The organism is Pseudomonas sp. B2021 (genome assembly GCF_018135665.1).
Lineage (GTDB): Bacteria > Pseudomonadota > Gammaproteobacteria > Pseudomonadales > Pseudomonadaceae > Aquipseudomonas > Aquipseudomonas lactis.
The window spans coordinates 2,318,243-2,329,707 of record NZ_SMOF01000001.1 but is presented as its reverse complement, the minus strand read 5'-3'; the positions used below and the strand labels follow the sequence as shown (position 1 = coordinate 2,329,707).

General features: G+C 59.9%; 8 protein-coding genes and 1 riboswitch. Of the genes, 4 read left to right on the top strand and 4 right to left on the bottom strand.

Annotated elements, in window-relative coordinates; genetic code table 11:
- Window positions 1-788 precede the first annotated feature (788 nt).
- The 4 genes from E1K68_RS10610 (at window position 789) to E1K68_RS10595 (ending at window position 5,479) form a co-directional block, all read left to right on the top strand.
- Window positions 789-1,868 carry a 3-deoxy-7-phosphoheptulonate synthase gene (locus E1K68_RS10610; RefSeq protein ID WP_212614055.1) on the top strand — a complete coding sequence of 360 codons (1,080 nt, stop codon included), beginning with the start codon at window positions 789-791 and terminating at the stop codon, window positions 1,866-1,868.
- A gap of 61 nt (window positions 1,869-1,929) precedes the next feature.
- Window positions 1,930-2,136: riboswitch (cobalamin riboswitch) on the top strand.
- Window positions 2,137-2,226: 90 nt separating this feature from the next.
- Window positions 2,227-4,149 (top strand): TonB-dependent receptor, encoded by a 1,923-nt coding sequence (locus E1K68_RS10605; protein WP_212614054.1) that lies wholly within the window; start codon window positions 2,227-2,229, stop codon window positions 4,147-4,149.
- Window positions 4,149-4,508, top strand: a complete 360-nt coding sequence (locus E1K68_RS10600) for a (2Fe-2S) ferredoxin domain-containing protein (protein ID WP_212614053.1) — start codon at window positions 4,149-4,151, stop codon at window positions 4,506-4,508. Before E1K68_RS10605 ends, E1K68_RS10600 begins: the two co-directional genes overlap by 1 nt.
- Entirely contained in the window at window positions 4,505-5,479 is a 975-nt protein-coding gene (locus E1K68_RS10595) for an ABC transporter substrate-binding protein (protein WP_212614052.1), read from the top strand. Before E1K68_RS10600 ends, E1K68_RS10595 begins: the two co-directional genes overlap by 4 nt.
- Window positions 5,480-5,555: 76 nt before the next feature.
- Here the strand turns inward: E1K68_RS10595 and E1K68_RS10590 are convergent, their stop codons facing one another.
- The 4 genes from E1K68_RS10590 to E1K68_RS10575 all read right to left on the bottom strand — a co-directional run bounded on the left by E1K68_RS10590 (window position 5,556) and on the right by E1K68_RS10575 (window position 11,364).
- Window positions 5,556-5,978 (bottom strand): hypothetical protein, encoded by a 423-nt coding sequence (locus tag E1K68_RS10590; protein ID WP_032892429.1) that lies wholly within the window; start codon window positions 5,976-5,978, stop codon window positions 5,556-5,558.
- A gap of 133 nt (window positions 5,979-6,111) precedes the next feature.
- Window positions 6,112-9,684, bottom strand: coding sequence for a transporter substrate-binding domain-containing protein (locus tag E1K68_RS10585; protein WP_244858792.1), 3,573 nt, complete (start codon window positions 9,682-9,684; stop codon window positions 6,112-6,114).
- Between the two features lie 48 nt (window positions 9,685-9,732).
- A complete protein-coding gene (locus E1K68_RS10580; RefSeq protein ID WP_003190370.1) occupies window positions 9,733-10,359 on the bottom strand; it encodes a response regulator transcription factor in 627 nt (208 codons plus the stop codon).
- A gap of 288 nt (window positions 10,360-10,647) precedes the next feature.
- Window positions 10,648-11,364, bottom strand: a complete 717-nt coding sequence (locus E1K68_RS10575; protein WP_003190369.1) for an MgtC/SapB family protein — start codon at window positions 11,362-11,364, stop codon at window positions 10,648-10,650.
- Between the last annotated feature and the right edge of the window lie 101 nt (window positions 11,365-11,465).

Genomic DNA, 11,465 nt, shown 5'->3' with positions numbered 1-11,465 from the left:
AGCCGCCGTCAGGGCGGAACCCTAAGTGGCCGTTACCGCAGGAATGGATATGTACTCGGTCTGACACCCTGTGTCGACTGGCAGGCCGTCATCGCAGGCAAGCCAGCTCCCACATTTGGATCCAGGGTGTCAGGTAGAGATGCGTCGCCTGTCAGTCCGTCACGGGAGCAAGCTCCCTCGCCACAGGTCCAGCGTCGCAGCAAAGTTGTGTAGATACCTATGCCCATAGCGGTAAGTACCGCCACACAATAGAAATTACTGATTGAATCCACCTGCACGCCTCTAGTAAGCTCCCCCCATCATTTGGAGAGCCCCATGTTGCCACTCACCCACACTCAGGTTTGCCCTGCTGCCAGCGCCTTGCGCTCGGTGTCGGCTACCCGTGTGAACGGTTCGAGCGCACTGGCCGGCTTTTATTTTGGGTATTGGTTTAGCCACTGGCGCGCCTGATACCTGAAATCGGCGCCCACTACTCAAGGGGTCGCCTACCAGAGAAATCTAAACCCCCGGTCGGCTCCCCGACCGGGGGTTTTGTTTTTTCAGCGCCTGACAACCTGTTTGCTCACGATCACTTAAAGGAATCACACCATGAACTTCACCACCTATTACCGCTACGACACTTGCACTGCATGGCGATTTAGCCAGCTCCGTTCGGGACAGCCTGCCGCCTCCGACCGGTCACCCCGTGGTGGCAAGCCAACACACGTAGCCGATACGGCCAATTGTCGAACACCCCAGTAGGCCAAGCGTGCGGGAATCGCCCGCCGCTTGCCCAGGAAGCCTTGAATATGAACTCCTCCGTCGCCGCTTTGCCCGTCTCTGCCCTCAACAGCGCCAATGAAGCCCTGACCCAACGTTTGCCCAGCGCTCTTGAACTCAAGCACCAACTCCCGCTCAGCCCGTTCCTCAATGAACAAGTCCACGCCCATCGCCAAGCCGTACGCGCCATCCTCAATGGTGAAGATTCACGCTTGCTGGTGATTGTCGGCCCGTGCTCGATCCACGACCCGGAATCGGCCATGGAATACGCGCGCAATCTGAAGAAGCTCGCGCTTGAAGTCAGCGACCAGATGCTGCTGGTGATCCGTGCCTACGTCGAGAAACCGCGCACCACGGTGGGTTGGAAAGGCCTGGCCTACGACCCGCACCTGGACGGCAGCGATGACATGGCCGCCGGCCTGACCCTGTCCCGCGAACTGATGCGTGAAATGCTGCGCCTGGGCCTGCCGGTGGCCACCGAGTTGCTGCAACCCATGGCCGCCGGCTACTTCGATGACCTGCTCACTTGGGTCGCCATTGGCGCACGCACTACCGAATCGCAGATTCACCGCGAAATGGCCAGCGGCCTGGGCATGCCCGTGGGCTTCAAGAACGGCACCGACGGTGGCGTCGCCATTGCCTGCGATGCGATGCGTTCAGCGTCTCACCCGCATCGTCATTTCGGCGTCGACAGCCAAGGCCATCCGGCGATCATCCAGACCCCCGGCAACCCCGACACCCACCTGGTGCTGCGTGGCGGCCACCGTGGGCCCAACTACGATGCGCAAAGCGTGGCCGACGTAAAGCATGACCTGGCCAAGTCCAAGGTGGCGGCGCGGATCATGGTCGATTGCAGCCATGCCAACAGCGGCAAGAACCCGCTGCGCCAACCGGCGGTATTCAATGACGTGCTGGAGCAGCGCTTGCAAGGCGATACCTCGCTGGTCGGCATGATGCTTGAGAGTCACCTGTTCGAAGGCTGCCAGCCGCTGAGCGCGTCGATGAAATACGGCGTTTCGGTGACCGATGGTTGCCTGGGTTGGGACGCGACCGAGCAGTTGTTACGCAGTGCCGCCGAGCGGTTGCGGGAGCACGGCAAAGCCGACTGATCGGTGAAAAACATACAGCTGGGAGAGGCGGGAAAGTTGACGAGCACTCGTGCGAGTGTTCAGATGCCCGCCTGTTTCAGGTGCCCCCTGCCGCCGTGCTTGGGGTGAAACGGGAAACCGGTACGCTCATATTGAGCAAGTCCGGTGCTGCCCCCGCAACGGTAGATGCGTGATCCCTTCGACACACCACTGTGGCCCTCGCGCCATGGGAAGGTGAAGGTATCCATACGCATGAGCCCGGAGACCGGCCTGGAATTTCTGTTTGGCAAACTCCTGCGGTGGGCGGGCATGGGCCGGTATTGGCGTGTGCTCGATGCCTTCTCTTGCGTGCTTCTGCGAAGATACTTTCGAGAAGACTATGATCCGACATTCATTCACTCCCTTGATCAGTTGCCTGTTCAGCCCGTTGCTGCTGGCTGACAACACTCCCTTGGTGCTCAACCCGCAAATCGTTTCGGCGCCCTCAGTGGAGTCCAGCACAGTTGCGGCCATGGCCCAGTACGGCAGTAACGTCAACGTGGTCAGCCGCGAACAGATCGAGCGGGCCGGCCCTTCAGCCGACGTGTCTCGGGTGATGCAAATGTTCATTCCCGGGCTGTATGTGGCGCCGAAGAACGGCCCGTTCGACTATGGCACCTATTCCCTGCTCGGCGGGCGCAACGATGACACCCTGATCCTGCTCGATGGCGTGCGCTTGAACAACCGCCTGTACGGTGGCCTGTACCTCGACACCCTGCCGGCCAATGCCATTGAACGCATCGAAGTGCTCAAGGGCGGCCAGAGCCTGCTGTTCGGTACCCAGGCGGTATCGGGCGTGATCAACATCGTGACTCGCAGCCCACAAACGCGGGCGGCTGCCGGCGAAGTGAATATGGGCCTCGACACCTTCGGCGGCACCACGGGTGACGCACGGGTCGAGAAGATTTTCAGCAACGGCTGGGGCGACCTGGGCGTGCTGGCCTACGTCAGCCGCAATGCGTCCGAGGGCTACCAGCCGTTTCGCAATCGCGATATGAAAAATGTCACGGACAAGAAACGCTCTTACGAAGTCACTACCTTCGGTACCAAGGCCGTTCAATCTTTTGGCGATGATTCGCGCCTGGAACTGTTCTATCAATACGCCGACGCCAACCTGGATTTCGCCCGTCCGGTAGCCTCCCACAAAACTACCAACGACCGTGTACAGCAAATCGCCACAGCCACGTTCGAGCAAAGCCTCGACGAACGCCTGAGTTATTTCGTCAAGGGCCACATCAACGATTGGGATACCCGCTATACCCGCCTCAACAACCTAGACGGTGGTGGTACCCAGGTTATCAACCATAACGACTACTGGGGCTTCACCGACTGGGGCGTGCAAGCCGAAGGCAAAGCCGAGTTGCCGGGCGGCCATGTAGTGATCGTCGGCAGCGACAACCAATGGTTCAAGGGCCAGGACGATGTGCTGGTGATCGACGACAACAAAGCCCAGGCCCACGCGCTGTATAGCCAACTGCGCCCGCAGATCGACGCCCTGCCCGACTGGCACCCCAGCCTCGGCGTACGCCACGAGGCCATGAGCGGCGGTGACAGTGCCACCGTCGGCATGCTCACGTCCCTCTACAACCTCAACGATCACTGGGCCTTGCGCGGCCAATACGGCACCGCCTACAAGCTGCCCAATGCCGAACAGCTGTTCGTCAACGAAGCGGACGAACAGGGCAACCGCCACCTCAAGCCAGAGAAAAGCCGCAACGCCGAACTGGGCCTTGACTACACAGGGCAACTTGCGGAACGCGATTTCAGCGCCAGCGTCACCGTGTTCAAACGCAAGATCACCGACCTGATCACTCTGGACGATGTGCAGTGGGTCAATGGTCAGGGCCAGATCCAGATGCGCGGTTTCGAGGCCGACGCCAGGTTGGCGCTCAACGACCAATGGAGCGTGCAGGCCGACATGACCCGCAACCTGACCGAATCCCGCGCCGGGGTCACCCTTAACGATATTCCCAGTTTTTTTGCCCGCTCACGCATCGGTTTTGAATCGCAAAACCGCCTATGGGGTGCAGGCGCGGCACTGCGTTATATCCGCGATGTCATCAGCGCCAAGCAGGTCGAGTACGGGCATTATTCTGTGGTGGACGCCGACGCCTATCGCTATCTGGACAGTGCCCACCGGCATCGTTTGAGCCTGCTGGTGGAAAACCTGTTCGACCGCGACTACGTCACCAGTCGCGCCAACAACGTCGACAACCTCGGCCGCCCCTTCACCGCAGAGGTGCGTTACAGGTATCGCTTCTGATGGCTGACATCACGCCAATCGACGGGGTCGACACCCACCCCGACTGGTCGCAAATTCCTGGCCACAGCCACCATGTGTTCCTGTGCACCGGCCCGCGCTGCACCCAGCGTGGAGCCTTGCAACTGTGGAAAACCCTACGCCGCCGGTTGCTGGAGCTGCAACGCATCGAAGTGCCCGACGGCGTGCTGCTGACCCGCACCCATTGCCAGTTCCCTTGCAACCTCGGGCCGGTGCTCACGGTTTACCCGCAGCGCTGCTGGTACGGCGTGCACAGCAAGGCGGATGTGATACGCCTGGTGGATATGCACCTGGCAGGCGGTGAAGTGGTTGACGATCTACTGCTCAAGGAGCGCGCATGAAAATGTGGTGCGTATGCTTGATTGCCCCGCTCTGCGCAACACCGGTGCTGGCAGACAATTACACCAATTGCGCCCAGGCCTGGGCACTGCCACACGCGCCACCCTCGCGCATCGTCGCCCTCAATCAACACGCGGCCGACCTCTTGCTGGCGCTGGATGCCAGGCCTTCAATGGTGTGCGTGGCCTATCTGGACGACAGTGACAAAGCGCATCGACAGGGCCGGTATTTCGAAGTGCCGGTGATTGCCGCCCAATATCCCTCCAGCGAGGTGCTGTATGCACAGCGCCCCGACTTGGTGGTGGGCGGTTTCGCCAGCGCGTTCGGCAAGGGCGTTAGCTCACGCACGGGCCTGGCCGATAACGGCGTGGCGTCCTACCTGCTGGAGTCCGCGTGCGCCGGGCACAACCTGGATTACTTCGAGCACATCCGCCAGGACCTGCTCACCCTTGGCGCCCTGCTGCACAAATCGCAACGCGCCCAGGCCCTGAGCGACGCACTGGACGCCGACCTGCAACATGCCCAGGCATTGGCTGACAACGCCCAACCGGTATCGGTATTTTACTTGGACAGTGAGGTCAACGGCCTCGCCAGTGAAGGTCAACGAGGGTTTGTCACCGCCCTGCTGGCGGCATCGGGTGGCCGTAACGTGCTGGCTGATGCACCTCTTTCGCGGGTGACCGTGAACAGCGAAACTTTGCTGACAAAAGACCCTGACATCATTCTATTGGCCGACGCCCTCTGGTCCCCCGCCAGCCGCAAGCGCCAATTGTTGACCACCGACCCGGTGCTATCGACGCTGCGAGCGGTGCGTGAGAACCGGATGATCGATATTCCGTTTACCCATTTAGTACCCGGCGCCGACAGCGGCAAGGTGGCGATTGAACTGGCGCGCAAACTTAGTGGCATACAGTCCCCCCTTGAAGCGCCCTCTTGTAGGAGCGCGCTTGCTCGCGAAAAACGTCAACGGTAACGCGCGCTTCCTGAATAAACGCGGCGCCTGCGAGTTTTTCGCGAGCAAGCTCGCTCCTACAAGCAATCGCTGTGGACTAGGCCCGGGCCACCGGCATGCGAGACAACTCCCGCAACCACGGCAACACCCGCAGGCCGTGGGCAGTCTCGCAGGGGTCGACGATGTCCATGAAGTGTTCGAGGTTGACGTGGTCCGGCACGCCCGGCAGGCGCACCCGCACGGCCGGCGTTACACCGCACGGGGCGCCCAGGTCCAGATGTTCGTAGACCAGTACATGACGCACCTGGGGCTGAGGTTCATAGGCTTGGGCCATCAGCCCGGCATGGATTATCAGCACATCGAAGGGTTCGGCAGGAATGGCGGTAAGAATCCGCACCTCTTCGAACGTTTGCACCGGCACGATCCGGTAATAGCCCAACCGGTTGAGCATTTTCTCGATGTACAGGCGTTGCAGATGCTGTTCATCGGCAATCAGGATGGTCAGTGCTTTGTTCGGCATGGCAAACCCCTGGCAGGCAGTGCTCGGCAGTGAGCGCTGCCCATTTTCCAGACATATGCCGACGACAAAATCAGGCATGTTCCCGGTTTGCGTAAGAGTTTTCCCAAATTTCCCGAATGGCGATCAACCGCAGTCAAGGCTGATTGCAATAAGCGCTCAAGCCATGACGCAAAACATCGATCGCTTCAGCCACGCCCTCAACCGCTGGCCCCAATGCCTGAGGGTCGCGCTGTTCACACACTGCCTCCAATGCTTCACACCCACTGATCAATAGGTTTGCCTTGACCATCCGCGCGCCGCCCTTGGCACGGTGAGCCAGGTCGTGCAGCTTGGCAAAATCTGCCTGGCTGGCCAGGCGCGGCAGTAAGGCACGGTCTGCCTCCAGGCTTTCGAGCAACGGCGCCAGCAATTCGACAAGCGCAGCGTGATCATCGCCGGTCAGCGCGACCAATGTGCTCAAGTCAAATGTCGCCACGGGCTGCGGGCCCGCGTCGGCCACACGCGAGGCCAGCGCCGACCGCAAGTCGTCAAGCCCGGTTGGCTTGAACAGGCAGCCATCCATGCCCGCCTGCCGGCAGCGCTCGGCTTCCTCCGGTTGTGCGTTGGCGGTGAACCCCAGCAACAGGCAGGGTTCCAGACCCTGTTCACGCTCTTGCGCGCGAATCTCCTGTGCCAGCTGATAGCCGTTCTTGAACGGCATGTTGCAATCGGTAATGACGCCGTCGAACTGCCCCGCTCGCCACTGTTCAAGCCCTTGAACACCGTCTTCGGCCGTGACGATATGGTGGCCCAGAAAGCTCAACTGTCGAGCCAGCAGCAAGCGGTTGGCCGGGTAGTCGTCCACCACCAGAATCTTCAGCGCACGGCCCTCAGGCGCCGCCTCTTGCGCAGGCTCAACCGGGGCCGGCAGCGTGGCGGACATGGCCAGGGTCAACGTCACGTCCACCCGAGTACCGTGCCCCAGCACGCTACTCAAGTGCAATTGACCACCCATCATTTCACACAAGCTGCGGCTGATCACCAACCCCAGCCCAGACCCGCTACGTGCCGACTGCTGGTTATTGCTGCCCTGGATAAACACACTGAACAACCGCTGCTGATCGGCGATGCTGATTCCGATGCCGGTGTCTTGCACCCATAACTGGACGGCCAAGCGATCGTCCTCGACCACCGCCTGCGCAACCAGACTGACCTGCCCATGAGAAGTGAACTTGATGGCATTGCTCAAAAGGTTCGATACCACCTGCTTGAATCGCAGCGGGTCGACCAGCACCGCCCGGTCAATCAACGGGTCCAGCTCAACCTGCAGCGCCAGCCCCTTGGCGCGGGCCAGCCCCTCGAACACGCGCGCGACCGACGCTAACAGCTCATGCAGGTTGGCGGGCTCCAGGGTCAGCGACAAGTGCCCAGACTCAATGCGCGCGATATCGAGAATATCGCCGATCAACTCCAGCATGCCCCGCGAAGCCACCGAAGCCACCTCCAGGGCGTCGCGGTCGACCCGCCCCTGCTCGGCATTTTTCAACGCCAGCTCGATCATGCCGATTACGGCGTTCATGGGCGTGCGGATCTCGTGGCTCATGGTCGCCAGGAAGGTAGTCTTGGCGCGATTGGCGGCATCGGCATCGTCCTTGGCTTCCTGTAGCTGGCCGAGCAACCGATGCCGCTCGCTCACGTCGACCCAACCGGCAATCATGCCCACCACTTTCTCGTCGCCGTCGCGATACGGCAGCATCCATTGGTAAATGGTCAACACATCGCCATTGGGCACCTTGAGTATTCGGTCATGAATCTGCGGCTCGCCCCCCGCCATCAAGCGCAGGTAATCCTGATGAAACGACTGGGCCTGTGGCGGGTTTTCGACGTCGGTTTCCACCACCGTCCTGCCGATCACGTCTTCAAGCTTGTAGCCAAACACGTCGAGGTAGGCGTTATTGCAGGCCATCAACCGCCCTTGGCGGTCACGCACGTAAATCGGGTGCGGCGTGCCGTCGATCAATACGCTCATAAACCGCATCTGATCGCTCAGCGCTCGCTCGGCCTGTAGCCGCTTACGAATCAGGCTGCGCAGGTAAATGGCCCAGCCCAGCGTGACGGCCAACAACAGCGCCGCCAACCCAAAACCCTGAAGAATCACGTTGCGATAACGCAACCAGTAACTGTCCTCGATGATGACCTCGCTGCGCCACTGGCCAATCAATTCGTCCATTTCCTGCGGGGTGATACTCAGCAGCGCCTTGTCGAGGATCGAATACAACTCCAACTGACTGCGGTTGACCCCAAAGGTCACGCGTGCAGGCTCAGTGCCGACCGTACTGGTGACACGCAAGCGGTCGCGGTAATACCGGCTGATCAAATAGCGCGCGCTGATCAATGAGTTGACCGCACCATCGGCGTCACCGTTGGCCACCAGCGCCATGGCTTGCTGGGGGTTCTCCACATCGACAAACATCACGCCTGGAAAATTCTGCGCTATCTCATCGTGCAGGCCATTGCCAACCACCATGGCCAAGCGTTTGCCAACCATCTCCTCCAACGTGAGCGGGCTGTGTGGACTGTCACGGGTTACCAGCACAAAGGGGTTGGTCAGGTAGGGCCGGGTAAAGCGTACTTTTTCGGCCCGCTCCACACTGGGGGTGATAACCGCCAGCATGTCCGCCGTCCCCGCACTGACGATGTTGACCTGGCGCGGCAACGAACTGCCTGGCACCACATCGAACTTCAAGCCGGTGCGCAAGCTGATGCGCGATAACACCTCGGCACTCAACCCTTCGAATTGACCTCGACCACCAATAAAAGATAACGGTAGGAAGTCATTGAGCACCGCGACCCTGACCCGTGGGTTTTTCTGCACCCAGCGTTGCTCACTGGCGCTCAAGTGCAGCCGGTCAACGCCGATTATGCCCAGGTTACCTCCGCTCCAGCGGCGCAGGATTTCCATCTGCTCGCTGGCGGGAATCGCCTCCAGCGCGGCATTGAGGATGGGCAGCAAACGCGTGTTTTCCCGGGTGACGGCAAACGCAAACGGGTTGACTTCCAGGCCGGAAAAATCCGCCATGCGTACATTATTGAGGTGGTTGCGATTGATCAGGTAATTGCTGCTGATGGCATCCCCCAGGTAGACGTCGGCACGACCAAACGCCACGGCGCCAATGGCTTCGAAGGTCGAGGCAAACAGTTCCAACTGGGCTTTGGGGTAAAACGCCCGTACGGCGTCGGGCTGCATGTAGTGATAGAGCATTGCCACGCGCTTGCCGGCCAGGCCGTCATTCAATACCTGGCTGTCACCGCTGCGGGTCACCAGGGTCGGTTGGTCGTTGGCATAAGAGCGAGACAGCAGCAGTTGCGGGTCGGCCGCTTCATAGCCATTGGCGGAACCGAGGAAATCCACCGCCCCCTGCTTCAGCGCCTCGACCACCTCATCGCGGGTGTCGTAACGCCGAACCTCGATGGAGATATGCAGGGCCTGGCCGACCAATGCGGCAAAATCAGCCGTGATCCCTTCGAGTTCGTCGTTGTTATTGGTCAAGTCAAAAGGTGCGTAATCGGGCGCCGAAACGCCCATCAGCAACGAGCGTCGCTCACGCAGCCAACGCCAATCGGCCTCGTCAAGCACCACTTGCGGGGTTTCGATATGAGAGTGCCCCAACAGCCGCAAAGCGTGAGGCTCTTCAAGGGCCACCGCGATCAGAGGTAACAGGCTCATCCAAAGGATCGTGACGAACCTGATAAACACGGTGGCGATCATTTCAGATCAGATCAGATGGTTGCGCTGGGCAAACTTGGATAAGTGCACTACCGAGGACATTCGCAACTTCTCCTTGAGTCGAGTCTTGTAGGTACTGATGGTCTTGTGACTCAGCAGCATTTGCTCGGCGATTTCCTTGTTGCCCAACCCTAGGGCGAGCATTTGCAGTACGGTGAGTTCGCGGTCAGACAAACATTCGATCATCTGCCGTTCTGTTTCTTGCAAATCGTCGCGCCGCACCGAACTGGTCGGCAAACTGGGGAAGCAGCTGTAGCCCGACATGATCGCCTTGATAGCCTTTTGCAGCTCATCCAGTTCGCCGGTCTTGGCGACGAACCCCATGGCGCCGGCGCGCATGCAGCGGGTGGAAAAGAACACTGCCAGGTAGGACGTCAACACCAGAATCTTGCACGGCAAGCCCAACGCCTTGATCCGGCTGATGACCTCCAACCCGCCTAATTTAGGCATCGCCAGGTCGAGGATGATCAGCTCGGGACGTTGCTCCCTCGCCAATTGCATGGCATCTGCGCCATCCCCTGCCTGAAAAATTTCAACAAAACCCTCCAACTGCAAGAGGTGTTTGACCGTCGCCCGGATAAACGGATGGTCATCCACAATTAATGCTTTGCTCATAAAACTTCCCTATGTGGACAAAATACCCTTACACATCACACCGGATCTGGGTACCTGTGAGAAATGACAGTTCCGACGAGCGGCGCTGCCTTATCAGTACGGTAACCAAGCCGTGTCTGGCCCCTTCAATTAACTCAGCATAATCACGGACGCCGGACCTCAATGACCCAACAGCCGCAAGTGCCCAACCTTAGCAACGCAATGATGTTTCAACTGAAGGGATAATCCGGACTAGATGTAGGATTTTTCCACAATCAAGCTTAGCCAATCCTGGCTAACTCATCAGGGTCAGTCGGTAGTACTCGGGCTCCAGAAAGCCTGTACCACCAGGGTTGAAGTTGAGAGGCGCGCTACCAGTGCATCCAGCTCATCACCATCCACCGACGTGGCGGCCAGGATGGCCTCGATTTCCACTTCGTCGCTGCCGAACGGCCGCACATCGACATCACTGGCTGGGTAGTTGCAGCGTGCCAACTCGGCTTCCAGCAACACCATCACGGCCTGTTGCTGACTGCGTCGCGCAATCACGTAAAGGATATTGGTAACCTCTGCCGACACCACGTCCAAGGGTTGGCGGTTGATGTTATTGACGATCGGCCGCAGCAAGGTGTTGGCCGCCAGCACAAACAGCGTACCCAGCAATGCCTCAAGGATCAGGTCGGCGCCGGCACAGGCGCCCACCGCCGCTGAAGCCCAGAGGGTCGCGGCAGTGTTAAGCCCGCGTACATTGCCCTCTTCCCGCATGATCACACCCGCCCCCAAAAAGCCGATGCCCGACACCACGTAAGCGACCACGCGCACCGCGCCTTCCGCACCACCGAGCCGGTTGGCCATGTCGACAAAGATCGCCGCGCCTACCGCCACCAGCACATTGGTGCGCAGCCCCGCGGTGCGCTGGCGATATTGGCGCTCGAAACCGATCAAGCCACCGAGGATAAATGCCGCGCTGAGGCTGACGACGGTGTCGACCAGGGAGTTGAGGTTGATGTTGTTGATTGCCTGCATAAAAAATCTCCATGAATGCAGCGACAAATTGGAAAACACCGTGGGTTCCTGTGGGAGCTGGCTTGCCTGCGATAGCGGTACACCGGCCAATGAATCTGGCG

Excerpts from the sequence above, each read along its gene's own strand:
- E1K68_RS10610 (WP_212614055.1), top strand. The coding sequence starts at position 789 with ATGAACTCCTCCGTCGCCGCTTTGCCCGTCTCTGCCCTCAACAGCGCC.
- E1K68_RS10605 (WP_212614054.1), top strand. The coding sequence starts at position 2,227 with ATGATCCGACATTCATTCACTCCCTTGATCAGTTGCCTGTTCAGCCCG.
- E1K68_RS10600 (WP_212614053.1), top strand. The coding sequence starts at position 4,149 with ATGGCTGACATCACGCCAATCGACGGGGTCGACACCCACCCCGACTGG.
- E1K68_RS10595 (WP_212614052.1), top strand. The coding sequence starts at position 4,505 with ATGAAAATGTGGTGCGTATGCTTGATTGCCCCGCTCTGCGCAACACCG.
- E1K68_RS10590 (WP_032892429.1), bottom strand. The coding sequence starts at position 5,978 with ATGCCGAACAAAGCACTGACCATCCTGATTGCCGATGAACAGCATCTG.
- E1K68_RS10585 (WP_244858792.1), bottom strand. The coding sequence starts at position 9,684 with ATGAGCCTGTTACCTCTGATCGCGGTGGCCCTTGAAGAGCCTCACGCT.
- E1K68_RS10580 (WP_003190370.1), bottom strand. The coding sequence starts at position 10,359 with ATGAGCAAAGCATTAATTGTGGATGACCATCCGTTTATCCGGGCGACG.
- E1K68_RS10575 (WP_003190369.1), bottom strand. The coding sequence starts at position 11,364 with ATGCAGGCAATCAACAACATCAACCTCAACTCCCTGGTCGACACCGTC.